Source organism: Azospirillum brasilense, from assembly GCF_003349955.1.
Taxonomy (GTDB): Bacteria; Pseudomonadota; Alphaproteobacteria; order Azospirillales; family Azospirillaceae; genus Azospirillum; species Azospirillum brasilense_B.
Window position 1 is genome coordinate 65,932 of record NZ_QLKQ01000020.1, and the last position, 24,912, is coordinate 90,843.

The window sequence follows — 24,912 nt, forward strand, 5'->3', positions numbered from 1 at the left end:
AACCAACGCACTCAACGATCCTCGCCGATCGGAGTGCGTTCGCGTGTTCGGACGGACGGCCATCGGCGGGGACCAGTGTGGAGCACACCATGGGTCCCCAAACACGGCCGGATCAAAGGCCGGCGGTGTCGCGCGATCCGGCGCAGGGCCGCCTGATCGTCCTGACCGCCGTCCTCTTCATCTCCTACCTCTGTGTCGCCCTGTCCCTTCCCGTCGTGCCGCTGTTCGTGGCCGGGGATCTCGGGATGGGCAATGTCTGGGCCGGGCTGGGCGTGGGAAGCGCCTTCCTCGCCACCATCCTCAGCCGCGGCTTCGCCGGCGCCGTCTCCGACCGCCAGGGCGCCAAGCGCGCGGTCGGGCGGGGGCTGGCCTTCTATGTGGCCGGCGGGCTGGTTTCGATGGCCGCCGGCCCTCTGTCGTTCTCGCCCTGGTCGGCCTTTTCCGTGCTGGTGGCGGGCCGCCTGCTCCTCGGCGTCGGTGAAAGCCTCGTCGGGGTCGGGGTGGTCGCCTGGGGGGTCGGCATCGTCGGCCCGCAGCGCTCGGGCCGCGTGCTGGCGCTGATCGGGGCGGCGCTCTACGGCGCCTTCGCGGCGGGCGGACCGCTGGGGCTGGCGCTGCTCGACCGCTTCGGTTTCTCCGGCGTCATGGCGGTCAGCGCGCTGCTGCCCGCCCTTGGGCTTCTGGCGATCCGGCGCATGGAGGGAACCCCGGCCCATCCCGACGCCGAGCGCCCGCCCTTCCGCCGCGTGCTGGGGCGGATCTGGCGGCAGGGCGCCGTCGTCAGCCTCCAGGGCATCGGTTTCGCCGCCATCGGCGCCTTCTTCTCGCTGCACTTCGTCCACGAGGGCTGGTCCCACGCCGGGCTCGGCCTGACCGCCTTCGGCCTCGGCTTCGTGCTCGTCCGCTTCGCGCTGGGCCATCTGCCCGATCGCTTCGGTGGGCTGCGCGTGGCGATGGGGTCGCTGGCGGTGGAGGCGGTCGGGCAGGCCCTGCTGTGGAGCGCGGGCGACCCGGTCACGGCGCTGGCCGGCGCCTTCCTGACGGGGCTCGGCTGCTCGCTGGTCTTCCCCGCCATGGGGCGGGAGGTCGTCCATCTCGTCGAGCCGCATCTCCGCGGCACCGCGCTCGGCGCCTTCGCGGCCTTCCAGGACGTCGCCTACGGCCTGACCGGGCCGCTGGCCGGGCTGCTCGCCGACCGGGTCGGCTACGGCGGCGTCTTCCTGCTGGGAAGCGCCGCCGCCGTGCTGGGGTTCCTGACCACCGTCCAGCTGCTCCGCGCGCGGCCGATGGTGAGGACCAGCCCGACCTGAAGGCGCTATTCCCCGGCCGCGGCCTTCAGGAGGATGATGCTGATCCGCCGGTTCTGCGGGGCCAGCGGGTTGGCGGCGTCGAGATGGTCGAGGTCGGCGCGGCCCTCCACCCGGACGATCCGCCGGGCCGGCACGCCGGCGGCGATCAGCTCGCGGCGGGCGGCGTTGGCGCGGTCGCTGGACAGTTCCCAGTTGCCGTACTTCGCCCCGTCCGCATAGCCCAGCGCGTCGGTGTGGCCGGTGATGCTGAGGCGGTTGGGCGATGACGCGACGGCGCCGGCGACCAGCCGCATCAGGCGGCGCCCCTGCTCGTTCATCTGGGCGGAGCCGACGTTGTACATCGACACCTTCGCCTGATCGGTGAGCTGCACGCGCAGGCCGACGGAGGTCTGCTCGATGACCACGCTGCCGGCGAGCGCCCCCAGCTCCGGCATCGTCTCCAGCGCCGTGCGCAGGTCGCGCTCGGCCTTCTCCAACCCCTGCTGTTCGCTCAGCGCCGCGGTCTGGCGGTCGAGCAGCGCCTCCAGCTCCGCCCGCGCGTCGCGGTCCGTCTGGCTCCGGCCGCCGGGCGGGTGGGGCATGGGGTCCTTGCGGCCGGCGGGCTCGCGGTCGCTCTCGCCCAGCGAGGCGACCACCGGCGGAGCGGCGACCGGCACGCTGTGCTCCCCCGGCGCGTTGGGCGTGGACAATGCCCCCGTCTTGTCCACCGCCCGCCCGGCGAGCATGCCGTCGGCGCCCGAGTTGGACTGGGACAGGGCCACCGGGTTGAAATAGTCGGCGATGCCTTTGCGCTGCTCCACCGTGGTGATGTTCATCAGCCACATGATCAGGAAGAAGGTCATCATCGCCGTCACGAAGTCGGCGTAGGCCAGCTTCCAGGCGCTGTTGTGCTCCTCCTCCTCCTCGCCGTAGCGGCGCTTGATGATGATCGTCGGCTCGATGCGCTTGCGGGCCATGGCGGGGCCTCAGGCGGGCTGGCTCGCCTCGCGGGCCTTCGCCTGCGAGGAGAGGGTGGTGGCGACCTCGACCTCGGCGAGGCTCGGCTGCGTGTCGGCGAACAGCACCTTGCGGGCGAACTCCGCGCAGACCTGCGGGGGGCTGCCGCGCAGATAGGCGCCCAGCCCCGCGCGCACGCAGATGAACAACGTCAGCTCCGCCTCGCGGCGGTGGCGGGCGGCGGCGGCGATCGGGCCGACCAGCCCGTAGGACAGCAGCACGCCCAGGAAGGTGCCGGTCAGCGCCCCGCCGATCATGTGGCCCAGCACCTCCGGCGGCTCGCTGATCGCGCTCATGGCGTTGATGACGCCCAGCACGGCGGCGACGATGCCCAGCGCCGGCAGGGCGTCGGCCAGGTTCTGCAGCGCCTTCGGCACCTGGTTCAGCTCGCGCCCGATGGTCTCGATCTCCTCGTTCATCAGGGCTTCCAGGTCGTGCGGGTTGTCCTGGCCCAGCGCGATCAGGCGCATGTAGTCGCACAGGAAGGTGACGCAGCGCGGCTGGCGGAAGACCGAGGGGTACTGGGCGAAGATCGGGCTGTCGTCCGGCTTGTCGATGTCGCTCTCGATGTTCGACACGCCCTTGGATTTCGCCTGCCGCAGCAGGGCGTAGAGCAGGGAGATCAGGTCGAGATACTCGTCCTTGCTGGTGTGCCGCCCGCGCGCCACCGCGCCGATGGTGCGCACGGTGGCGCGCAACACCGCCATGGAGTTGGCGATGACGTAGCCGCCGATGCCGGCGCCCACGATGATGACGATCTCCACGGGCTGCCACAGCACGCCCATCCGCCCGCCCATGGCGGCGAAGCCGCCGAGCACGCTCAGGAAGACCGTGACGATTCCGAACAGCAAACGCATGATGTGTGTCCTCCGGCTCGGCCGAAAAGAGGGATCGGGCTCAGGGAGCCGTCGTGTGGGGCGGGGGCCGTCAGGGTGCTTTCCACCGGCGCAGCACGCCGGCCAGAGCGTCGGCGGCGGCGAGCTGGCCGCCGACCGTGGCGCTGGACAGTGGCTTGCCCGCCGGGTCGGGCGGGACGGCCAGGGCGTCGAGCAGACCGGCCCAGCGGGTTCCCGTCAGCGCCTTGCCGTGGCGTTCCGCGGCGGCGGTGACCGCCGCGTCGTCGCCCGCCCGGAAGGCGGCCAGCGCGTGGAAGGCGATGTCGTCCGGCAGGGGCGTATCCTGCCCGCCCAGCAGCTCGGCGTAGGCGGCGCGGGCCGCCGGCCATTCGCCGGCCCGGAACAGGCTGTCCGCCCGGATGCGCGCCGCCTCGGGTCCGGTCAGGCCGCGCAGCGCGTCGAAGGCGCGCATCGCCTCGCCCTCGGTGGCGAAGGCCTCGGCGCGCAGCAGGGCGCGGCGCTTGGCGGTTTGAGGGTCGGCGGCCTGGGCGTCCGGCGCGGGGCCGGCGGTGTGGTCCAGCACGGCCAGCGCCTCCGCTCCACGGCCGGCGTCGAGCAGCACGCGGGCCAGCTCCAGCCCGACCGCCGCGCGCTCGGCGCCGCGCGCGGTCTCGGCGACGGTGTGGAGCAGGCGCGCGGCCTCCAGCGTGAAGCCGCCGCGGGCCAGCAGCCGGGCGAGCCGGCGCTGCCGCGTTCCGGCATCGTCATCGGTCAGCGCCACCGTGCGGCCGTAGCGCAGCTGGAGGGACAGCGCGTCGAGCGCGCTGCCCGGAGTCGTCTCCAGATGGCCGATGACCGCGTCGAGAAGCCCGCGCCCGGTGGTCAGCGCCGCGCGCCCGCGCGCCGTCGCGCCGAAGCGGCGGCCGAGCAGGCCGAAGATGTCGAGTGCGGCGTCGATCCGCCCGGCGCGGGTGTAGGCGGCGCCCAGCGCGGCCAGCGCGTCCGTCTCCACATCGCCGCCGCGCCAGGCGTAGCGCAGGCTTTCCAGCTCCGCGATGGCGCCGGGATCGTCCAAAGCGCCGCTGGCCAGCCGCAGCTCGATGGAGCGCACCTGCGCGCGATGGCCGTAGAGGTTGGGCAGGGCGGCGGCCCGCTTGTAATGGGCCAGCGCCTCCGCCGTCTCGTTGTGCAGCTCCGCCAGACGGCCGCGGAAGAAGTCGAGCCGCCCGTCGGCGGAGCCGATGCCGTCCAGCGTGATCATCTCCAGCACGATCAGGTTCAGCGCCGCACCGTCCGCCGCCTCGCCCGCCGATTCGGCGAGCAGGGTGAGCAGACGGCCGCGCAGGTCGGCGGGGTAGGACAGCAGGCGCTTGAGCGCGATCGGCAGGCTCGATTTCGCCGCGGTCCAGCGGCCGGGAGCCAGGGTGGCGCTGCGCCAGACGTGGTGGTCGGCGGCGGCGGTGGTGGGCTGGGCGCGGACGAACTGGCTGTCGTCGGGGTCGGCGGTGCCGTCCAGCGCGCGGAAGGCGTCGCGCAGCAGGCGCAGCTCGTAGCGCTGGTCCGGCCCCGGCGTCAGGCTCTCCGCGGCGTCCAGCGCGGCGCGGCCCTCCTCCGGCAAGGCGCGGGCCAGCGTGAAGCGGGCCATGGCGAGCAGCGCGTCCACCCGCGCGCGGCCCTGGCTCTCGGCGATGCGCTGCTCCAGATGCTGCTTGCGAGCGGGGTAATCGTCGCCGGCCCAGGCGTCCAGGTCGAAGGCGCGGATCGGTGGGTCGGCCTGAACGGTGGGGTCCGGGGCCACGGCCGGCGGCACGGCTGTTGGCGGCACGGCGGCCACCGTCTTGGCCGGTTCCGGCTTCGGTGGGGCGGGGGGCGGGGCCTTGGCGGCCGGTTGCGGCTGACCCGGTGGTGGTGACTGCACCGCGGGCGGCGCCTGCACGACCGGCTGCGCCTGGGCGCTGGCGACCGGGTTCAGCCGCTCGGTGAGGCTGATGGGCGCCGCTTGGACGGGCGCTGTTGGAACAGGCGCCGGTGCGGGAACCGGCGGCGCGATCACAGGGAACACCGACGCGCCGGGCGCCTCGGCCAGCAGAACGCCCTCGGACGCCGGGACCGGGGCGCCGGGCTTGCGCGCCGGGCGCGGCGGGTCGGCCACGTCGATGAAGGTGATCCGCCGCTCCCGGCGCACGGAGACGCGGGCGCCGCAGGGCCACTCCATCGTCAGGCTGCGCCCGTCCTCCGCCGTCTGGAAGCCGGTCAGCCGCCGCGAATAGGTGCCGTTCAGCGCCGCCAGGGGCCAGGGGACCGGTTGCGAAAAGGCGATGCGTCCGCCGCAGCTCCCCACATCGACGGCCGGAGCGCCCTGCGCGTTGACCAGCGCCAGGCGCGAGAAGTCGGCGTGGTCCCCCGTCTGCACGGTGATGGGGGCGGGGATGGAGTCCGCGGCGCTCGCGGGCGCGGTGAGGGCGGTGGTGACCGACAGCAGGGCCAGGGAGATGGACAGGGTCCGGCAGGGATGCATCGCGACTGCCCCAAATTTTATCTAAATCGGAATCAAATCCCCCAAGACACCGGTCAGTTTCCGTCGCGGCGCCTCAGGTTGAAACCCGGCTTTAAACTGCATCACCTAGGTTAAGGCGGCGTTCAAACCGAAGGTGTCCGGCGATGGAGAATCCCCTTTACATTGGATTGTCGCGGCAAGTGGCCTTGCGTCGGCAGCTCGATGTCGTGGCGAACAACATCGCCAACATGAACACTGCGGGATTCCGCGGGGAACGCATGCTGTTCGAAGCGGCGATGGAGCGCGGCGGGATGAAGCCGTCGGACAAGATCGCCTTCACCATCGACCGCGCCACCTACACCGACTTCACCCCGGGCAGCCTGAAGCCGACCGACAACCCCTACGACGTGGCGCTGGACGGCGACGGCTGGCTCCAGGTGCAGACTCCGGACGGCCCGCGCTACACCCGCGACGGGCGGATGCGGCGCGACGTGGACGGGCAGCTCGTGAACGCCGGCGGCTTCCCCTATCTGGACGACAACCAGCAACCCATCGTCATCCCGGCCGACCGCGGCCGGATGGAGATCGGCACCGACGGGCTGGTTTCCGCCGACAACGAGATGATCGCCCGTCTGCGCGTCGTCCGCTTCGAGAGCCCGCAGGCGCTGGCCCAGACCGGTGACGTGCTGTTCGACGCCGTGGACGCCCAGCCGTTGCCGGCCCCCGACACCCGGATCGTCCAGGGCAAGGTCGAGCAATCCAACGTCCAGTCCATCGCCGAGATGTCGCGGATGATGGAGCTGACGCGCGACTACCAGTCGGTCACCCGCATGATGGACGACGGGCAGGACCTGCTGCGCTCCGCCATCAACCGCCTCGGCAAATCCGCTTAAAACCAGGAGATTGCGTCCATGCGCGTGCTCAGCATCGCTTCGACCGGCATGATGGCCCAGCAGTTGAACGTCGAGGTCATCTCCAACAACATCGCCAACATCAACACCACGGCCTTCAAGCGCGGGCGCGCCGAGTTCCAGGACCTGATGTACCAGTCGGAACGGCGCCAGGGCAGCCAGTCCACCGACGCCGGCACCATCATCCCGACCGGCATCGAGGTCGGCCTCGGCGTGCGTCCGGGGGCGGTCAACCGCATCAACACGACCGGCAACCTGACCTCGACCGGGAACGAACTGGACCTCGCCATCGAAGGGCGCGGCTACTTCAACATCCGTATGCCGGCGGGCGAGACCGCCTACACCCGCGCCGGCGGCTTCAAGCTGTCGCCGGAGGGCACCATCGTGACCAGCGACGGCCACCCGGTGCTGCCGGAGGTCACCGTGCCGCAGGGCACGCGGGAAATCGCGGTGAACAGCTCCGGCGAGGTGCAGGCCTTCGTCGACGGGCAGACCCGCCCGCGCGTGCTGGGCCAGCTCGTGATGACCGTGTTCGTCAACGAATCCGGGCTGGAGGCGATGGGCGACAACCTCTTCCGCGCCACCCCCGCCTCGGGCGAGCCGCAGGACGGCACCGGCGGGCAGGCGGGCTTCGGCACCATCCGGCAGAAGTATCTGGAATCCTCCAACGTCAACGTCGTCCAGGAGATCACCGAACTCATCTCCGCCCAGCGCGCCTACGAGATGAACGCGAAGGTGGTCGAGGCCGGCGACCAGATGGCCTCCACCCTCTCCAACATGCGGTGACCGCCATGCGGCGTTCCGTTCGTCATCTGGCCGGGCTCGCGGTCGTCCTGCATCTGCTCGGCGCGCCCGTCCAGGCGGCGTATCTCTCCGACGGCGAGGGAGCGGTGGAGGCGCTGCTGGCGCAGGAGCTGGCGGCCTCGCTCGGCCCGGCGGTGCCGCCGGACGCGCGGGTCTCGCTGGTGCTGACCGTGCCCTTCTCCGGTCCGGTGGAGGCGGTGCGCGATCTGTCCTACGACCCGCGCGGCGGGCTGGTCCGCGCGCTGGTGAGCAGCAACGGACGAATCGTCGAGGTCAAGGCCAAGGCCGACATCATGGTCGAGGTGCCGGTGCCGACGCGCCGCATCCTGACCGGCGAGGTGATCGCCGACAGCGACCTGACCACCATCCCGATGCCGCTGGAGCGGCTGAACGGCGCCGTCGTCACCTCCCGCGACAGCCTCGCCGGGCTGGCCAGCCGCCGCCAGCTCTCCGCCGGGCGGCTGATCCAGACCTCGGCGGTCGGCGCCCCGCTGGTGGTCCAGCGCAACAAGCCGGTCAGCCTCGTCTACGAGGACGGGCCGCTGCAGCTGATGGCGCGCGGCCGCGCTTTGCAGGACGGCGGGGTGGGGGAACTGGTGCGGGTGATGAACGTCGCCAGCAACATCGTCGTCACCGGCACCATCACCGGCCCGCAGACCGTCACCGTCGCCGGCGCGCCGGCTTTGGAAAGCCAGCCCCCTCCCTAACCCTCCCCCTCTGCGAGGTGGAGGGGACGGACCCCGCTTCGCGGAAGGCACCCTCTCCCTCGCAGAGGGGGAGGGCTGGGGAGGGGGCTCGCCTCTGCGCCCGTAAGGCTCCAATCAAGGACACCACCCATGCGCACCCAGCCGCCCCACCGCATCCTGCTTCCCTTCCTCGCCCTGACGGTGGCGCTCGCCGGTTGCGGGCGGCTGGCCGACGTGGGGCAGGCGCCGCGTCTGTCGGAAATCTCCAACCCCGCCATGGCGCCGGAGGCGCGGGTCATCTCCATGCCGATGCCGCGACCCAACACCAACGAGCAGGTGCCGAGTTCGCTGTGGCGCACCGGGTCCCGCGACTTCTTCCGCGACCCGCGGGCCAAGCAGGTGGGCGACCTGCTGACCGTCATCATCAACATCGCCGATCAGGCGCAGTTGCAGAACCAGACGCAGCGCCAGCGCTCCAACGCCGAATCGGCGGGCGTGCCGAACTTCTTCGGGCTGGAGTCGCGGCTGCCCGCCGTGCTGCCCGACGCGGTGAACCCGTCCAGCCTCGTCGACATGGACAGCTCCTCCTCCTCCTCCGGCACCGGGACGATCCAGCGCAACGAGCGCATCGCCATGCGCGCCGCGGCGGTGGTGACCGAGGTGCTGCCCAACGGCAACTTCGTGATCGCCGGCCGGCAGGAGGTGCGGGTGAACTACGAACTGCGCGAGATGCGCATCGCCGGGGTCATCCGGCCCGAGGACATCACCAACGTGAACACCATCGACTACGACAAGATCGCCGAGGCGCGGATCACCTACGGCGGGCGCGGCCAGATCACCGACGTCCAGCAGCCGCGCTACGGCCAGCAGGTCTTCGACATCATCATGCCCTTCTGAGTGGGGGAGACGCGACCATGCCGCAACGCCCCGGACCCAGCCGATACTCGGTCTTCGTGCTCTGCGCCGCCCTGGCGGCGGCGGTCGGCTACGGCATCGGGCGCCTGCAACTGACGCTCGGCGCCGAGGAGAAGGCCGTGGAGCAGACGGCCGGCGCCGGGCCCGACTTGCCCAGCGACGGTCCCGGCCCCTTCTATGTGGAGGTCGGGCAATTGATGGTGCCGGTGCTGGTGGAAGGCCGGACCAACGCCTTCATCCTGACCCAGATCACCCTGCAGACGGGCAGCGTCGAGCAATCCAACCTGCTGCGCCGCCATCTGCCCCACGCGCGCAACGCCCTGTTGCAGGCCCTGTTCGGCATGGCGGGGGCGGGCGCCTTCGACGGCCCGTCGGTCGATCCCGCCGCCGTCGCCAAATCCCTGAAGCAGGCCGCCGCCGAACAGCTCGGCCCCGACCTCGTGCGGGGCGTGCTGATCGACCGTCTGATGCGCCAGGAAAACACCCGGCTGTAATCCGCCCGATCCCGGTTCGCTCCGTCAGCCCCTCCCCCGTGCCCAGCGGGGGAGGGGTTTTGCGTTGGTGTGCGGCAAAACGTCCAAAACGACAAAAGTACCGGTACTTAGGGATTGGTTCGGTGCCGGCACTTGACCTCGGTCAAGCCACTCATGATGCGAAAGGATGAAGCTCCGCCGTGACGCCGCAGGGTGATCGTGTTTGCCCTTCATAGCCCTCTCCCCCCTGGGGAGAGGGTGGCCCAAAGGGCCGGTGAGGGGGTTGCGCTTGTGCCGGACGTGGCGCCACGCACACCCCCCTCACCCTAACCCTCTCCCCGGAGGGGAGAGGGGATCTCAAGTGCGAAAGCCGTGCGCGATACCGTTCGATCAATCCATGGGACCGCCATGACCGCGCCGCCCGCCCGCACCGCCGACACCGCCGCCCCGACCCGCCGCTTCGAGGGGCTGGTCTTTTTCGTCCTGTCCATCCTGATCTGGCCGTTCCTGGCGATCGGGCTGGTCGGGGCCTACGGCTTCTCCGTCTGGATGTACCAGATCCTGTCCCACTCCGGCGGGATGTGAGGCGGCCATGCCCGAACTGCACATTTCCAGCCTCGTCATCCAGCACGCGCCCGACCGCACCGCCGCCCTGAAGGAGCTGGTCGCCGTGCTCGACGGCGCCGACTGGCACGCGTCGGAGAACGGCAAGGCCATCGTCACGCTGGAAACCGCGACGGAGGCCGAGGTCCTGGACCGCATCGCCGACATCAACGCCATGGCGGGCGTCCACACCACCACGCTGGTCTACCACCACTACGAGGACGCCGAGCGCTGCGCGGAGCCGATGCCCGCCGACACCGCCCTCGTCCCCCACGCCCATTGACGTCCGTCCAAGACAAGACGACCCGCCCCAGGAGGCACCCCCCTATGTCCCTGACCCGCCGTGATTATCTGAAGGTCCAAGCCGCCGTGACCGCGGCGGCGGCGGCCGGTGTGAGCCTGCCGGCCGCCCTCCAGACCGCCGAGGCCGGCACCCTGACGGCCGGCGCCGACGCCAAGCTCACCTGGTCGAAGGCCCCCTGCCGCTTCTGCGGCACCGGCTGCGGCGTCATGGTCGGCGTGAAGGAGGGGCGCATCGTCGCCACCCACGGCGACGTGAAGGCCGAGGTCAACCGCGGCCTGAACTGCGTGAAGGGCTATTTCCTGTCCAAGATCATGTACGGCGAGGACCGGCTGACCCAGCCGCTGCTGCGCATGAAGGACGGCCAGTTCCACAAGGAAGGCGAGTTCACCCCGATCAGCTGGGACCAGGCCTTCGACATCATGGCCACCAAGTGGAAGGAGACCCTGAAGAAGAAGGGTCCGACCGCGGTGGGCATGTTCGGCTCCGGCCAGTGGACGATCATGGAAGGCTACGCCGCCTCCAAGTTCATGAAGGCGGGCCTGCGCTCCAACAACCTCGACCCCAACGCCCGCCACTGCATGGCGTCGGCGGTGGTCGGCTTCATGCGCACCTTCGGCATGGACGAGCCGATGGGCTGCTACGACGACATGGAGCAGGCCGACGCCTTCGTGCTGTGGGGCTCCAACATGGCGGAGATGCACCCCATCCTGTGGACCCGCGTCACCGACCGCCGGCTGACCCATGAGGGCTGCAAGGTCGCCGTCCTGTCCACCTACGAGCACCGCAGCTTCGACCTCGCCGACATCGGCCTGGTCTTCACGCCGCAGTCCGATCTGGCAATCCTCAACTACATCGCCAACCACATCATCAAGACGGGCCGGGTGAACCAGGAGTTCATCGCCAAGCACGTCAACTTCAAGCGCGGCCGCGACGACATCGGCTACGGCCTGCGGCCCGAGCATCCGCTGGAGCAGAAGGCGAAGAACGTCGCCAAGGCCAACGAGTCCGACCCGATCTCCTTCGAGGAGTTTGCCAAGTTCGTCGAGCCCTACACGCTGGAGAAGGCGCACGAGCTGTCGGGTGTGCCGAAGAACCGGCTGGAGGCGCTGGCCGAGCTGTACGCCGACCCGAAGGTGAAGGTCATGTCCTTCTGGACCATGGGCTTCAACCAGCACACCCGCGGCGTCTGGGCCAACAACCTCGTCTACAACATCCATCTGCTGACCGGGAAGATCAGCCAGCCGGGCTGCGGCCCCTTCTCGCTGACCGGCCAGCCCTCGGCCTGCGGCACGGCGCGCGAGGTCGGCACCTTCTCGCACCGGCTGCCCGCCGACATGGTGGTCACCAACCCGGAACACCGCAAGCACGCCGAGGAGATCTGGAAGCTGCCGGAAGGCACGATCCCGGACAAGGTCGGCTACCACGCCGTCCAGCAGGACCGCATGCTGAAGGACGGCAAGCTCAACGCCTACTGGGTCCAGTGCAACAACAACATGCAGACGGCGCCGAACACGGCGAACGAGACGTACCAGGGCTATCGGAACCCGGAGAACTTCATCGTCGTGTCGGACGCCTATCCGACGGTGACGGCGCTGGCCGCCGACCTGATCCTGCCGACCGCCATGTGGGTGGAGAAGGAAGGCGGCTACGGCAACGCCGAACGCCGCACCCAGGTGTGGCACCAGCTCGTCGGCGCGCCCGGCGAGGCGCGCTCCGACCTCTGGCAGATCATCGAGTTCTCCAAGCGCTTCAAGATCGAGGAGGTGTGGCCGGAGGAGCTGATCGCCAAGAAGCCGGAGGTCCGCGGCAAGACGCTCTACGACGTGCTGTACTGCAACGGTCAGGTCAACGCCTTCCCGCTGTCGGACTGCGACCCGGCCTATGAGAACCGCGAATCGCAGGCCTTCGGCTTCTACGTCCACAAGGGCCTGTTCGAGGAATACGCCACCTTCGGGCGCGGCCACGGCCACGACCTCGCCCCCTACGACATGTACCACCAGGAGCGCGGCCTGCGTTGGCCGGTGGTGAACGGCAAGGAGACGAAGTGGCGCTACCGCGAGGGCTTCGACCCCTACGTTCCGGCGGGCGAGGGCGTGCGCTTCTACGGCAACAAGGACGGCAAGGCGAACATCTTCGCGCTGCCCTATGAACCGGCGGCGGAATCGCCGGACAAGGATTATCCGTTCTGGCTCTGCACCGGCCGCGTGGTCGAGCATTGGCACTCCGGCTCCATGACGCTGCGCGTTCCGGAGCTGCGCAAGGCCTTCCCCAGCGCCGTCGTCTTCATCCATCCCGACGACGCCAAGGACCTGAACCTGCGGCGCGGGCAGGAGGTGCGCATCGCCTCCCGCCGTGGCGAGGTGCGGGTGCGGGTCGAGACGCGGGGCCGCAACAAGCCGCCGCGGGGTCTCGTCTTCGTGCCCTTCTTCGACCACACGGTGCTCATCAACAAGGTGACGCTGGACGCCACCGACCCGCTGAGCAAGCAGACCGACTTCAAGAAATGCGCGGTCAAGATCATCCCCGTCGCGTGAGGAGCCCGTCCATGAAGACCCGCATCACCTTTGCCGCCCTCGCGCTGGCCGCGGCCATGCCGCTCCTGGTGTCCGGCGTGTTCGCCGCGGACGGGGCCGCCCCCGCGAAGGTTCCCTCCGGCCCGCACCCGATCACCCAGGAGATCCCCGCCGACCCGATGGCGAAGGAGATCACCGACGATCACAAGCGGGCGCGGAACTACGCCGACCAGCCGCCGCTGATCCCGCACGCGATCCGCGACTACCAGATCGACCTGAACATCAACAAGTGCATGACCTGCCATGACCGCAAGAACACCGAGGGCTCGCAGGCCCCGATGATCTCGGTCACCCACTTCCAGGACCGCGACGGCCAGACGCTGGGCGCGGTCAGCCCGCGGCGCTACTTCTGCACCCAGTGCCACGTGCCGCAGACCGACGCCCAGCCGATCGTCGGCAACCGCTTCCGCGACATCGACAGCATCCTGGCCGGCGGAAAGGAAGGCGCCAAATGAAGGGCCTTCTGAGCCTCGCCGGGCGCTTCTGGCGCGTCTTCTCGCGGCCCAGCGTTCATTTCAGCCTGGGTTTCCTGACGCTGGGCGGTTTCCTGGCCGGCGTGATGTTCTGGGGCGGCTTCAACACCGCCCTGGAGGTCACCAACAAGGAGGCCTTCTGCATCTCCTGCCACGAGATGAAGAACAACCCTTACGAGGAGCTGAAGCAGACCATCCACTTCACCAACCGCTCCGGCGTGCGCGCCACCTGCCCGGACTGCCACGTCCCGCACGACTGGACGCACAAGATCGGCCGCAAGATGCAGGCGTCGAAGGAGGTTTGGGGCAAGATCTTCGGCACCATCGACACCCGCGAGAAGTTCCTCGACAAGCGGCTGGAGCTGGCCACCCACGAATGGGAACGGCTGAAATCCAACAACTCCCTGGAATGCCGCAACTGCCACAGCGCGGAATCCATGGACATCACCCGCCAGAACCCGCGGGCGGCGAAGATGCACGAGACCTACCTGTTCACGGGTGAGCGGACCTGCATCGACTGCCACAAGGGCATCGCCCACCGGCTTCCCGACATGAAGGGCGTCGAGCCCGGCTGGAACGGCACCGTCTCGGCCAAGTGACGCGACGCCTCGCAACGAAAAACCCCTTCTCCCGGTCTCGGGAGAAGGGGTTTTTCGTTTGTTGAGGACGGAGTTTACGACGCGGACAGGATGTCCGTGCCCTTCACGACGGCGCCGCCCTTCAGGACGAATTCCGTCTCGCCGTTGACGCTGCGCACCTCCTTCACCGTGTCGGTCGTCACGGTGGCGGTGGTCAGCGACGTGCCCGCCTTGTCCTTCGCCGTCACGCGCACGAGGTAGGTGCCGTCCGCGGCGGTGGCGCCATCGCTGCGCTTGCCGTCCCAGGTGAAGGTCTGGCGGCCGGTCTTCGGGCTGCCGGGCGCGCTGTAGATCACCTGCCCGGCGTCGTTCACCACCTCGATCTTCACCGACGCGGCGGCCCCGTCGATGGCGTAGGCCATCTCCGCCTTGCCCTCCGACAGGCTGATGCGGTCGGACGCGGCCTCCACCTTGCGGCCCAGATAGGCCATGTCCAGCCGCATGCCGCTGTTCTTCAGCGTGTCCAGCACCTGCCCCAGCGTTTCGTTCGTCCGCACGCCCTGCTCCACGGTGGAGAGCTGGGCGAGCTGCGTCATGAACTGGGTGGCGTCCATCGGCGACAACGGGTCCTGGTTGCGCAGCTGCGCGGTCAGCAGCTTCAGGAACGCCTCGTAATCCACCGTCTGCTTCTTCGCGGCGGCGGAGGGGGGTGTGGTGGCCGTGTTGGTGGCCGCGGTCGTGGTCATGGCGGGTCCTTGCGGCTAGACGGAGATGTCGACGAGGCCGTCGATGGGGCGGGCGGCGCGTTCGGGCGGCAGGGCGCCGATGGGATCGGCTGGGCGGAAGGTCCGTCCGGGGCCGTCCTGGCGTCCGCCCGTCCCGTCGCCCTGGCCGGAGGAGGCGAAGCCGCGCGGCTCGCCGTCGCCGCGCAACGAGAAGTTCAGGGTGCCGCCGTCCAACTCGAACCCCGCGTCGGACAGGGCGCGCTCCAGGTGATGGATGTCCCGGCGCAGCAGGGCCAGCGTCTCCGGGCTTTCGGCCTGGACATGCAGGGCGACGCGGGCGCCGCTCAGCTCGGCGACGACGCGGACGGGGCCAAGCTCCTCCGGCTTCAGGTCGATGTGGAACTCGCCGCCGCCCGCCTCGACGACGCGCACCAGCTGGCCGGCCACCTGGGCGGCGGGCAGCCGCGCCGCGGCGCTCTCGCCAGGGTGCGCCGCGTAGTGGGCCGCCGCGTGGGCCGCCGGCGGGGCGAGGGTGGAGGGGAACGGCGCCGCGCCGACGGGGTCCGCCGTGGAGGAGAGCGCCGACAAGGCTTCCGGTCCGGCCGGGCTGCCGCGGCCTTGCCCCTGGCCCGGATTCTGGCCCGGATTCTGGCTGGTGCCGCCGTTGGACGCGGCGTTGCCGCCCGCCTGGGCCATCGTCGGCTGAATCTGGGGGGAGGGAGCCTGCGTCGCGTCGCCCTTGGCGGGCGTCGCGGAGTCCTTGGCCTGGAACAGCGGGGCCGAGTCCGGTTTGGCGCCGGAGGCCGGCGGGGGAACGGTCGGGGTGGCGGATGCCGAGGCGTCAGTCGTGGCCTGCGGCGTCCCGTCCGGTCTGGCGTCCAGGGCTGCCGCGGCGGTGGGCACCATGGGCAGCGGCGCGGCTGGTTGCGGCGAACCGGGTTGGGCCGGAGCCGGTGGCTGGGGGGCTGCGGCGTTTTCCGCAGCGGGGGCCGTGACGGGCGGCGCCAGGGGCAAGGTGCCGGTCGATGGCACAGACTCCGCCACGGCCCCGGCCGCCGCGATGCCGGGCGCCGTCGCCGGCGGCGGTGCGGTCAGCAGCGGCAGGAGCGCTACCAGGGCGGCGTCGGCCCCGGCCGGCGCGCCGCCGGTCTGGTTGGAGGAATCCGCTTGCTCTCCGTCCGCCTCGGCGCCGCCGCGTTCCGCCGCGTCGTCCAGCAGGTCGGCGAAGGGCGTGCCGGACGCCTCGTGCTCGCCCGGTGCGCCGGAGGACGGCGCCGCCGTCGCCTCCGCGGAACGGGCGGGGCGGGGCGGCGGGGCGGCGATGACGTCGGGAAGACTGGGCATGATGCCTCTTTTTGGGAGAACCGCGTGTCTGGCAGCCGGGGCCGGGTTCAGTTCGTCGGCGTCTGCGTCAGGCGGACGGGCAGCGGGGCAGGCGGCGGCGGGCGGTCGCCGGGCAGGGCGCGCCGTTGCAGGACGAGGCGGGTGACCTCGCGCGCCTTGCCGTCCTCCAGTTCCGCGATGATCGGGGCGGAGCGGCGCTCGGCCATGCGGTCCAGCACATCGATGATGATGTCGGTTTCCAGGTCGTTGAAGATGCGCGCGGCGTCGCGCGGCTTCATCGTCTCGTAGATCGTCACCATGCGCTTCAGATCTTCCGCCTGAAGGTTGGAGCGCTGCTGCATCAGCGCCTCCACGTCGCGCTTGATGGCGCTCAGCTTCTGGATCTGGGCGGTGGCGCGGGTCTCGGTGGCGGTCAGCACGGCTTCCGCCTCGCCGAGATGGCGGGTGCGGGCGGTCACGTCGGCCTTCTGCTCCGCGATGGCGGCGCGCAGGGCCGGGTCGGTGCAGCTCGCCGCCGGCAGGGCGGCGTCCACGGGCGGGGCCGCCGGGGTCGCCGGCAAGGCCGCCATGGCGGAGCCCGCCGGCTCGGGCGTGGTGTCCGAAGACGCCTCGGCGCCGCCCTTCAGGTCCTTGGCCCAGGGGCGCTCATGCTTGCCGAACTCGCGGTCGAACTGCTGGGCGACGACCGGCAGCCCTTCCATCAGCGAGCCGAGCTTGAGCGGCAGCACCATCAGGAGCGCCACCAGAGTGATGGGAAGCACGCGCAGCATGGGTCAGCGCTCCGGTCCGATGGCCCGCAGCCGGGCGTAGAAGGCGTTGGCGGCCTGCTGCCGCGCGCCGCCGGTGTCCACGGTGGATTCGGCGGTCTCGATGGCGGCCTCCGGGACGGGCGGCGGCTCCTCCGCCGGGCGGGCGGCGGCCCCGGCCAGCGCGGCGACGCGCATCGGGCGGAAGCCGTCCTCGTCCTCCGTCGCGTCGCTGTCCGGCGCCGAGGCGGCGTTCGCCGGGGCAGGCACCGGTTCCATAACGGAGGCGGGCGGCGGCACCGGTCGGGGCCGCGGGCGCGGCGCCGGGCCGTCCTCCAGCCGGCGGACCAGGGCGCGGGCCTCCTGCACGGACGCCTCGATGCGCTTGGACGCCCGCTCGCAGGAGCCGAGGACCAGCGCCGCCTCCTCGGTCACGCCCTTGGCGCGGTCGAGCCCGTCGGACAGCTTGGCGGACGCCTCCGTCGCGGCGGCGACCAGCCGCTGCACCGAGGCCTCCGTCTCGTCGATGGTCTTGGAGAAGGTGCCGATCAGCGCGCCGATCTCGGCTTGGCTGGACCGCATCACCTTCAGCCGCTTGTTGACGATCACCAGGAACACCGTGGCGGTGACGAGCATGACCGCCAGGACGGCGTCAATGAGGAATGAGACCATCGATCAGCTCCTGCTTGGTCTCCAGGTCGGTGTCGATCTTGACGGAGATGTTGCCGTTGCGCTGGCCCATGTGGCCGGCGAAGAGGGGGGTGGTCTTGCTTTGCAGCACCACCGGCGCGTCGGGGTCGATGCGCAGCTTCAGCGAGGTGCCCTTTTCCCAGTTCAGCACCTCGCCCAGCGACACCTGCGTCTGCTGCAGCACCGCGACGAGGTCCAGCTTGGCGCGCATCAGCTCGGCCTTCAGGTGGCTTTCCCACACCGTGTCGTGGCCGAACTTCTCGCCCATGAAGGTCTGCACCAGCTTGCCGCGCACCGGCTCCAGCGTGGCGTAGGGGATGACCACCTCGGCGTGGCCGACGCGGCGCTCCACCTCCACCGCGATGCGCACGCGGATCACCGCGTTGGTGGCGCGGGTGATGGTGGCGAATTGCGGGTTCGTCTCCAGCCGGTCGAAGGTGAAGTCGATGGGCGTGATCGGGTCGAAGGACTGGCTGAGGTCCTGGAGGATGACCTTGATCAGCCGCTCGGTGATCTTGCGCTCGATCGAGGTGTAGGTGCGCCCGTCGATGCGCCGGGCGCGGCTGCGCCGCCCGCCCAGCAGCACGTCCATCATGCAGTAGATCAGCGCGCTGTCGACCGACACGACGATGTGGTTGTCCCACTGCTCCGCCCGCGCGACGCCGACCAGGGCCGGAAGTTCGATGGTGTCGAGGAACTCGTTGTAGCGCAGCCAGTCGATGCGCAGCAGGCTGGCCTCCACGCTGGTCGAGGAGAACTGGCGCAGCGACGTGTTCAGCAGCCGGACCATGCGGTCGAAGACCACGTCCAGCATCGGCAGCCGGTCCTTGTTGACCGTCGTCGTGCTGATCAGCCGCTCGATGGCGCGGGTCTGCCCGGCGGATTCCGTCTGCGGCCCGACGGCGAAGTTCAGCAGGCGGTCGATCTCCTCCTGGCTCAGCTCCTTGGTGTCGGCCATCAGGGCGGCGGCCTCGGACTCACCGGAGCCGGCGTCCAGGCCCCAGTCGAGGTCGTCCCCGGAACCGTCCCCGGAACCGTTCCCGGAACCGCCGCTTTCGCCGCCGTCGTCCGTGTCGATGGGAGTGCTCATCCGTTCCTCTGGGTCGGCTATTGGGTGAGAAGGCTGCGCAGCAGGACGTCGGACACCGTGTCCGGGCCGAGGATCAGGTTGAAGCGGCGGCGCAGCTCGTCGCGCAGTCGCAGCAGGCCGGCGGAACCGCGCAGGTCGTGCTGGTCGAGGTTGCGCAGGAACTCCTGCTGGGCGTTGACGAGGTGGGGCATCGCCTGCTCCACCCGGCCGCGGTCCTTGGGCGCCAGCGCCAGCGTCACCCCGATCTTCATGAAGCGCGACGGCGTGTCGGGGCGCAGGTTCACCAGCAGCTCCGGCATGTCGAGCGTTGCCTGGGCCGGCTCGGCGATGGGCGTGCCCTCGAACAGCCGCGCCACCCCGTCCGGCCCGACGGCCATCCAGTAGCCGCCGAAGCCCGCCGCGGCGACGCCGCACAGGGCCGCCGCGCCCAGCGCCAGCCGGGCCAGCGGCAGCACGATGACGTACATCCGCTGCCGGCCCGGCGTTCCCGTCCTTGCCTTTCCAGCATCTGTATTCATCGCGGCCGGCGCCTCCAAAATACCGAAAATTTGAGAGACTGTTTTAAACGATCAAGTTTTAGCGACTTCCTCCCGGTCGATCTTCGCGGCTTTTACTCCGCTTAAAAGTCATCCCGGTAGGTTGTGAAGGCTCACGGGGTGAACATTACGGTCCCCGCTTTTCGGAAACTTTAAAGGTGCGGGTGTCGTGACGGGACTGATCGACAATCTGCGGACGCTTGGGCGCACGCGCCTTCTGGTGCTGGCCGGCACGGGCGTCGGCATCGTCCTGGCGGTCGCCACCATGGCGGTGCTGCTGTCGCGGCCGCACATGACGCCGCTCTACACCGGGCTGGAACCGGCGGAGGCCGGGCGCATCGTCAAGGCGGTGGAGGCCATGGGCGTGCCGGTGTCCGCCGCCTTCGACGGCACCGCCGTCCAGGTGCCGGAGGCCGAGGTGCCGCGGCTGCGCATGCTGCTGGCCGAGAAGGGCCTGCCGTCGCGCGGCGGCATCGGCTACGAGCTGTTCGACACCGACAAGCCGCTGGGCATCACCAGCTTCATGCAGCGGATGAACCGGCTGCGCGCCATGGAAGGCGAACTGGCCCGCACCATCGAGACGCTGTCCGGCATCGAGGCGGCGCGCGTCCACATCGTGCTTCCCGACCGCGAGGAGTTCTCGCGCGCCGCCCCCACGCCCACCGCCTCCATCGTGGTGCGCATGCGCGGCCGGGCGCCGCTGGAGCGGCGGCAGGCGCTGTCGATCCGCCACCTCGTCTCCGCCGCCGTGCCCAACCTGAAGCCGAGCGCCGTCACCGTGCTCGACGCCTCCGGCGAGGTGCTGCTGACCGAGGAGGACGGCGACGCCCGCTCCTCCGCGAAGGTCGACGGGCTGCGCGCCGGGCACGAGACGCGCATCTCCCGCGCCATCGAGCAGATGCTGGTGGCGCGGCTCGGGCAGGGCAATGTTCGCGTTCAGGTTGCTGTCGACGTCGAAACCAAGCGCGAGGTCGTGCGCAGCCAGAGCTTCGACCCGAACAGCCAGGTTGTCCGCTCCACCCAGACGGTGCAGGAGCAGGACCGCAGCCTGGACAGCACGGGCGAGCCGCCGGTCACCGCCGAGCAGAACCTGCCGCAGCGCGAGGTCCGCGCCCAGTCCCAGAACAACCGCTCCTCCTCCGACTCCAAGCGCCAGGAGGAGACGGTCAATTACGAGATTTCCAACGTCGCCCGCGAAACGGTGATCGAGCCGGGCGACATCCGCCGGGTCAGCGTCGCCGTGCTGGTCAACGGCACCTGGGCGACGGCGCAGGACGGCACCCGCAGCTACGAGGCGCGCTCGCCCGAGGAGTTGCAGCGCATCACCGAGCTGGTGCGCTCCGCCATGGGCTTCAGCGAGGCGCGCGGCGACCGGGTCACGGTGGACAACCTGGAGTTCGTCAACCTCGCCCCCGAGCTGGGTGCCCGCGAGCCGATGGCCGAGATCGTCGACACGCTCAGCCGCAACGTGATGACGCTGATCCAGTGGGTGATCCTGCTGGTGCTCTGCGGCCTGCTGATCGTGCTGGGGCTGCGCCCGCTGATCCGCCGCGTCTTCCCGGCGCCGGAGCCGGTGGCGGCCGAAACCGCCGCCCCGGCGCTGGCCGCGGGAGCGGCGATGCCGCAGCTCACCGGTCCGGCCATGGGCGGCGATCCCGTCCTGCAGGCGGCCCAGCTCACCGACGCGGGCGAGCCGGCGGCGGCCCTGCCGGGCATCGAGGAGACGATGGACCAGCTCATCGAACTGCGCACGGTGGAGGGCCGGGTGCGCGCCTCCTCCATCCGCCGGCTGGGTGACATCGTGGACCAGTACCCGGACGAGGCGATCGACATCCTGCGCTCCTGGCTCTACGAGGAGGCGGTCTGATGGGCTACCCGCGCTACCGCTTCGACCTGCGCTTTGACAGCACGGCCCAGGCCGCAGCGCAGGCGGCGGCGGAGTTCGGCGCCGTTCCCGAACCGGACCCCATCGACCCGCTCGATGAAATCGTCCATTCCGAACGCCACCTCCAGGCCGCCGTCTACGACGCCGAGGTCCGCGCCTTCGCCGAAGGGATCGAGCAGGGCCGGCGCGAGGGGGCGGCGGAGGCCGCGGCCCGCACCGACGCCGCTCTGGCGCAGGCGCTCTCCCACCTCGACGAGCAACTGGCCGCGCTGGACGACCGCTTCGCCGACGCCCTGCGCGGGGTGGAGGCGCAGGGGGCGGCGGTGATGCTGGCGCTTGTCCGCCGCCTCGCCCCGGCGCTGCTGGAACGGATCGGGGCGGCCGAGACCGAACGGCTCGCTTCGGACGCCCTGCGGCTGGCCGGCGGATCGCCACGGCTGCGGCTGCGCGTCCACCCCGCTCTGGCGGAACCCGTCCGCGCCCGGCTGGCCGACCCGGAGTCGCTTGGCTTCAAGGGCGCGCTGGAGGTCGTCGCCGACCCGTCCCTGCCGCCCGGCGGGCTGGACGCCGCCTGGGAGGCCGGGGGCCTGCGCTACGACCCCGCCGCGGTGGAGCGCGCCGTCGACGGCCTGTGCGACCGCGCGCTGGCCGCCCTGTCCACCGAACATGACCTCTTCACCGACACGGAAAGCACCGCATCATGGCCCCACTGAACCTCGACGTTCTGGAAGACGACGCCAAGCCCGCCGAGAAGGACGCCATCGGCATCCCCGCTGCGGCGGTCGCCGGTGGATCGATGAACGCCATCTACAACGTCCCGGTGGACGTGCAGGTGGTGCTCGGCCGCACCAGCATGCTGGTGGCGCAGCTCCTGAAGCTCGGCCGTGGCGCCGTGGTGGAGCTGGAGCGCAAGGTGGACGAGCCGGTGGAGGTTCTGGTGAACCACCGTCTGGTCGCCCGCGGCGAGGTGGTGATTGTCGAGGACCAGCGGCTGGGCGTCACGCTGACCGAGATCGTGCGCACCGATCTGGCGATCGATTGACCCCCCTTGCGCCGCATCCACGGGGTCCCGCCATGATCCGACGCCTGCTTCCGCCCGCCCTGGCCGTCGCCTTCGCCGCGCTGCTTCCCGCGGCGGCCTGGGCGCAGGGCGGCGGGCTGGACCTGTCCTCCATCGGCAGCGCGCTCGGCAGCGCCACGGGGGAGAGCGGATCGCTGTCCGGACGCGTCATCCAGGGCATCGTCCTGCTGACGGTGCTCAGCGTGGCGCCGGGCCTGCTGGTCATGGCGACCTCCTTCACCCGGATCATCGTCGTGCTGTCGCTGCTGCGCTCCGCGCTCGGGCTTCAGCAGTCGCCGCCGAACATGGTGCTGATCAGCCTCGCCATGTTCCTGACCTTCCACATCATGGGGCCGGTCTTCGACGCGGCGTGGCAGGACGGGCTGCGCCCCATGCTGAACGAGCAGGTGACCCAGGAGCAGGGGCTGGAGCGGATGGTCGAGCCCTTCCGCAACTTCATGGCCTCCCAGGTGCGGGACAAGGACCTGTCGGCCTTCGCCGGCTTCACCGGCAAACCGGAATCCGAGCAGCCGAAGACGGCGGCCACCGCCGACCTGCGCGTGCTGGTTCCGGCCTTCCTGCTGTCGGAACTGCGCCGCGCCTTCGAGATCGGCTTCCTGATCTTCCTGCCCTTTCTGGTGATCGACATGGTGGTGGCGGCGGTGCTGATGGCGATGGGCATGATGATGCTGCCGCCGGTGATGATCGCGCTGCCCTTCAAGATCATCTTCTTCGTGCTGACCGACGGCTGGTTCCTGATCGCCAACAGCCTGATCCGCTCCTATGGGGGAACCTGACGCGATGACCGAGCCCCGGCTGCTGCCCGCCGTTCCCTCCGCCGGCCTGTCGGCGCCGCCCGCCGCACCCTCCGCCGGGGCGTCGGGGATGGCCGACAGCGTGACCGCCTTCGCCCGGCGGCGGGGCGTCACGGTGGACGACGAGACGGCCGTCGTCACCCTCCTGAACGCGCTCGATCCCAACCCGCTGGTGCCGCACCGCATGGTGCTGGTCGCCGGCAGCGTCCTGGCGAACGCCTTCCGTCACGACCGCCTGCAGGGCGACCGCCCGGTGGAGCGCGATGACGACTCCGACCATTCCACCCTGACCGCCGACCGCTTCTTCTGAGGTGCCAGCATGGGCATGCCGATCAAGATCCGAGACAATTTCAAGAGCCTGAGCGGGTCGGAGAGGACCGCGGTGATCTTCCTGGCGCTGGGCGAGGAGCGCGGCTCCCGCCTGATGGAGAAGCTGGACGACGACGAGATCCGCATGGTCAGCCGCGCCATGGCCAGCCTGGGCAACGTCACCTCCAACCTCGTCGAGGCGCTGCTGCGCAGCTTCACGGAGCGCTTCGCCAACACCGGCTCCGTGGTCGGCTCCTACGACAGCACGGAGCGAATGCTCTCCCGTTTCCTGCCCGACGACCGCGTGTCGGAGATCATGGGCGAGATCCGCGGCCCGGCCGGCCGCACCATGTGGGAGAAGATGTCCAACGTGAACGAGGGCGTGCTCGCCACCTATCTGGCCGGCGAGTATCCCCAGACGGCGGCGGTCATCCTGTCGCGCATGCGCAGCGACCACGCCGCCAAGGTGCTGCCGCTGCTGGCCCCGGCGCTGCGGCTGGAGGTGATCGAGCGGATGATCCAGATCGAATCCGTGCAGCGCGAGGTGCTGCTGGACATCGAATCCATCCTGCACAACGAGTTCATGGCGAACTACGCGCGCACCCACGGCGCCGACACGCACGAGCGGATGGCCGACATCTTCAACCGCATCGACCGCGACACCATGGCGGACATCTTCACCGACCTGGACGCGGTGATGCCGGATTCGACCCACCGCATCCGCCAGCTCATGTTCACCTTCGAGGACCTGCTGCGGCTCGACCGCGTGTCGCTCCAGGCGGTGATCCGGCGCTGCGACACCGGCCAGCTCGCCATCGCGCTCAAGGGGGCGGAGGCGCTGCAGCGCGACCATTTCCTGTCCGTCCTGTCCGAGCGCGCCCGCATGATCCTGCAGGACGAGATCGAGAACATGGGGCCGGTGCGCATGCGCGACGTCAACGAGGCGCAGGCGGAGATCGTGCAGGTCGCCAAGGCGATGGCGGACGACGGGGCGATCGTCCTTCCGCAATCGGACGAATCGGACGCCGTCGTCTACTGATGCCCGTTGTCCACTGATGGGTGTGCTCATGCCGGACGCGGTCGCCGAGGTTGGCCATCTGCTGGCGGTGGTCGAGGCGCTGGACCCGCGGGCGGCGCAGGAGCTGCGCGGCGGGCTGCCGCGCTGCGATTCCACCTTCGGTCTCGGGTTGGCCTTCTTCCTGGCGGCGACCGCCAACGGCGCGCGGGCGTGGCTGGGGCCGAAGCGCTGCCGGCTGCTGGAGCAGCTCGACGGCGGCGCCCTGCTGGACGATCTCGACCTGGCGCTGGCGCCGCGCCACCGCCGCACCGCCGACGGGCGGGAGTGGCGGGTGATGAGCATCCCGGTGATGGACGGCACGGCGGCGGGCGGCTGCCGTGGCCTGCTCTGCGCCATTTCCGACGGGGCGGACCTTCAGACGGGAAGCGCGCTGGTCCTGCAGATGCGGCTGCCGGCTCTGGGGGCGGTGCAGCTCGTTGCGGCGGGTGAGGGGCGGCGGTTCGACGTGACCCTGCAGACCGGCGGCGGCCTGTCCTCCGCCGCGCTGGCCGACATGCAGGACGGCTTCGCCGGAGCGATGGGCGACGCGGGCCTGGGCGGCGACCTGACGGTTGGGCCGCTGGCCGGGGCGTGGCTGGATCTGGAGGAGGAAGCGCTCAGCGCGGACTGGTCGTGGTAGGGGGAGGTGGTCGCACTGGGCCCCCACCCTTCCCACGGCTCGCGCCGTGGGAAGGG

At 70.6% G+C, this 24,912-nt stretch carries 27 protein-coding genes; 18 read left to right on the top strand and 9 right to left on the bottom strand.

The genetic code is table 11. The features are described from left to right. Positions 1-89 precede the first annotated feature (89 nt). A complete protein-coding gene (locus DXK32_RS11495) occupies positions 90-1,310 on the top strand; it encodes an arabinose transporter (protein WP_114858625.1) in 1,221 nt (406 codons plus the stop codon). 5 nt (positions 1,311-1,315) lie between these two features. Here the strand turns inward: DXK32_RS11495 and DXK32_RS11500 are convergent, their stop codons facing one another. The 3 genes from DXK32_RS11500 to DXK32_RS11510 form a co-directional block, all read right to left on the bottom strand. Further along, entirely contained in the window at positions 1,316-2,266 is a 951-nt protein-coding gene (locus DXK32_RS11500; RefSeq protein ID WP_114858626.1) for a flagellar motor protein MotB, read from the bottom strand. A 9-nt stretch (positions 2,267-2,275) separates the two neighbouring features. Next, positions 2,276-3,163, bottom strand: coding sequence for a flagellar motor stator protein MotA (motA, locus tag DXK32_RS11505; RefSeq protein WP_114858627.1), 888 nt, complete (start codon positions 3,161-3,163; stop codon positions 2,276-2,278). A gap of 70 nt (positions 3,164-3,233) precedes the next feature. Then, a complete protein-coding gene (locus DXK32_RS11510; RefSeq protein WP_247877099.1) occupies positions 3,234-5,660 on the bottom strand; it encodes a hypothetical protein in 2,427 nt (808 codons plus the stop codon). 143 nt (positions 5,661-5,803) lie between these two features. On the opposite strand from DXK32_RS11510, the gene flgF reads away from it, so the two are divergent. The 10 genes from flgF (at position 5,804) to DXK32_RS11560 (ending at position 13,980) form a co-directional block, all read left to right on the top strand. After that, positions 5,804-6,532, top strand: a complete 729-nt coding sequence (gene flgF / locus DXK32_RS11515) for a flagellar basal-body rod protein FlgF (RefSeq protein ID WP_114858628.1) — start codon at positions 5,804-5,806, stop codon at positions 6,530-6,532. A gap of 18 nt (positions 6,533-6,550) precedes the next feature. Then, positions 6,551-7,336 (top strand): flagellar basal-body rod protein FlgG, encoded by a 786-nt coding sequence (flgG, locus tag DXK32_RS11520; RefSeq protein WP_014200150.1) that lies wholly within the window; start codon positions 6,551-6,553, stop codon positions 7,334-7,336. A 5-nt stretch (positions 7,337-7,341) separates the two neighbouring features. Continuing rightward, complete coding sequence (gene flgA, locus DXK32_RS11525; RefSeq protein ID WP_247877101.1) at positions 7,342-8,061, top strand: flagellar basal body P-ring formation chaperone FlgA; 720 nt, start codon at positions 7,342-7,344, stop codon at positions 8,059-8,061. 129 nt (positions 8,062-8,190) lie between these two features. Beyond that, the gene (gene flgH, locus DXK32_RS11530; protein ID WP_114858630.1) at positions 8,191-8,937 is read left to right on the top strand and encodes a flagellar basal body L-ring protein FlgH; all 747 of its coding nucleotides are present in this window, start codon (positions 8,191-8,193) and stop codon (positions 8,935-8,937) included. A 17-nt stretch (positions 8,938-8,954) separates the two neighbouring features. Beyond that, positions 8,955-9,449, top strand: coding sequence for a flagellar basal body-associated FliL family protein (locus DXK32_RS11535; protein ID WP_114858631.1), 495 nt, complete (start codon positions 8,955-8,957; stop codon positions 9,447-9,449). Between the two features lie 387 nt (positions 9,450-9,836). Continuing rightward, positions 9,837-10,013, top strand: a complete 177-nt coding sequence (locus DXK32_RS11540; RefSeq protein ID WP_114858632.1) for a periplasmic nitrate reductase, NapE protein — start codon at positions 9,837-9,839, stop codon at positions 10,011-10,013. Positions 10,014-10,020: 7 nt separating this feature from the next. Further along, complete coding sequence (locus tag DXK32_RS11545; RefSeq protein WP_114858633.1) at positions 10,021-10,314, top strand: chaperone NapD; 294 nt, start codon at positions 10,021-10,023, stop codon at positions 10,312-10,314. A gap of 44 nt (positions 10,315-10,358) precedes the next feature. After that, positions 10,359-12,869 carry a nitrate reductase catalytic subunit NapA gene (napA, locus tag DXK32_RS11550; protein WP_114858634.1) on the top strand — a complete coding sequence of 837 codons (2,511 nt, stop codon included), beginning with the start codon at positions 10,359-10,361 and terminating at the stop codon, positions 12,867-12,869. Between the two features lie 11 nt (positions 12,870-12,880). Further along, positions 12,881-13,363: a nitrate reductase cytochrome c-type subunit gene (locus DXK32_RS11555; RefSeq protein ID WP_114858635.1), complete on the top strand. Its 483-nt coding sequence runs from the start codon at positions 12,881-12,883 to the stop codon at positions 13,361-13,363. Next, entirely contained in the window at positions 13,360-13,980 is a 621-nt protein-coding gene (locus DXK32_RS11560) for a NapC/NirT family cytochrome c (protein WP_114858636.1), read from the top strand. Before DXK32_RS11555 ends, DXK32_RS11560 begins: the two co-directional genes overlap by 4 nt. A 74-nt stretch (positions 13,981-14,054) precedes the next feature. Here the strand turns inward: DXK32_RS11560 and DXK32_RS11565 are convergent, their stop codons facing one another. Genes DXK32_RS11565 through DXK32_RS11590 form a run of 6 tightly spaced genes read right to left on the bottom strand, consistent with a single transcriptional unit; the run spans position 14,055 to position 19,021 of the window. Then, positions 14,055-14,705 carry a flagellar hook assembly protein FlgD gene (locus DXK32_RS11565; RefSeq protein ID WP_040138280.1) on the bottom strand — a complete coding sequence of 217 codons (651 nt, stop codon included), beginning with the start codon at positions 14,703-14,705 and terminating at the stop codon, positions 14,055-14,057. A 15-nt stretch (positions 14,706-14,720) separates the two neighbouring features. Beyond that, a complete protein-coding gene (locus DXK32_RS11570) occupies positions 14,721-16,028 on the bottom strand; it encodes a flagellar hook-length control protein FliK (RefSeq protein WP_114858637.1) in 1,308 nt (435 codons plus the stop codon). Positions 16,029-16,075: 47 nt separating this feature from the next. Next, positions 16,076-16,798 (bottom strand): MotE family protein, encoded by a 723-nt coding sequence (locus tag DXK32_RS32105; RefSeq protein WP_162801144.1) that lies wholly within the window; start codon positions 16,796-16,798, stop codon positions 16,076-16,078. Between the two features lie 3 nt (positions 16,799-16,801). Beyond that, on the bottom strand, positions 16,802-17,446 hold the full coding sequence (locus DXK32_RS11580) for a DUF6468 domain-containing protein (protein WP_114858638.1): 645 nt from the start codon (positions 17,444-17,446) through the stop codon (positions 16,802-16,804). Further along, the gene (gene fliM, locus DXK32_RS11585) at positions 17,427-18,554 is read right to left on the bottom strand and encodes a flagellar motor switch protein FliM (protein WP_114858639.1); all 1,128 of its coding nucleotides are present in this window, start codon (positions 18,552-18,554) and stop codon (positions 17,427-17,429) included. The genes DXK32_RS11580 and fliM overlap by 20 nt, the downstream gene beginning before the upstream one ends. A gap of 17 nt (positions 18,555-18,571) precedes the next feature. Continuing rightward, positions 18,572-19,021 (bottom strand): flagellar basal body-associated FliL family protein, encoded by a 450-nt coding sequence (locus DXK32_RS11590; RefSeq protein WP_247877102.1) that lies wholly within the window; start codon positions 19,019-19,021, stop codon positions 18,572-18,574. Positions 19,022-19,259: 238 nt separating this feature from the next. Between DXK32_RS11590 and fliF the strand changes: the two genes are divergently transcribed. The 7 genes from fliF to DXK32_RS11625 are packed head-to-tail and all read left to right on the top strand — an operon-like array spanning position 19,260 to position 24,856. Beyond that, a complete protein-coding gene (gene fliF / locus DXK32_RS11595) occupies positions 19,260-20,957 on the top strand; it encodes a flagellar basal-body MS-ring/collar protein FliF (protein ID WP_114858641.1) in 1,698 nt (565 codons plus the stop codon). Further along, the gene (locus DXK32_RS11600; protein ID WP_114858642.1) at positions 20,957-21,688 is read left to right on the top strand and encodes a FliH/SctL family protein; all 732 of its coding nucleotides are present in this window, start codon (positions 20,957-20,959) and stop codon (positions 21,686-21,688) included. Before fliF ends, DXK32_RS11600 begins: the two co-directional genes overlap by 1 nt. Further along, positions 21,676-22,017 (top strand): flagellar motor switch protein FliN, encoded by a 342-nt coding sequence (gene fliN, locus DXK32_RS11605; protein WP_114858643.1) that lies wholly within the window; start codon positions 21,676-21,678, stop codon positions 22,015-22,017. The genes DXK32_RS11600 and fliN overlap by 13 nt, the downstream gene beginning before the upstream one ends. A gap of 32 nt (positions 22,018-22,049) precedes the next feature. Further along, positions 22,050-22,832 carry a flagellar type III secretion system pore protein FliP gene (fliP, locus tag DXK32_RS11610; RefSeq protein WP_114858644.1) on the top strand — a complete coding sequence of 261 codons (783 nt, stop codon included), beginning with the start codon at positions 22,050-22,052 and terminating at the stop codon, positions 22,830-22,832. 4 nt (positions 22,833-22,836) lie between these two features. Further along, positions 22,837-23,160, top strand: coding sequence for a hypothetical protein (locus DXK32_RS11615; protein ID WP_247877103.1), 324 nt, complete (start codon positions 22,837-22,839; stop codon positions 23,158-23,160). A gap of 15 nt (positions 23,161-23,175) precedes the next feature. Beyond that, complete coding sequence (locus DXK32_RS11620; RefSeq protein ID WP_348981591.1) at positions 23,176-24,198, top strand: flagellar motor switch protein FliG; 1,023 nt, start codon at positions 23,176-23,178, stop codon at positions 24,196-24,198. Between the two features lie 28 nt (positions 24,199-24,226). Further along, positions 24,227-24,856, top strand: coding sequence for a hypothetical protein (locus tag DXK32_RS11625; protein ID WP_247877104.1), 630 nt, complete (start codon positions 24,227-24,229; stop codon positions 24,854-24,856). Positions 24,857-24,912 lie beyond the last annotated feature (56 nt).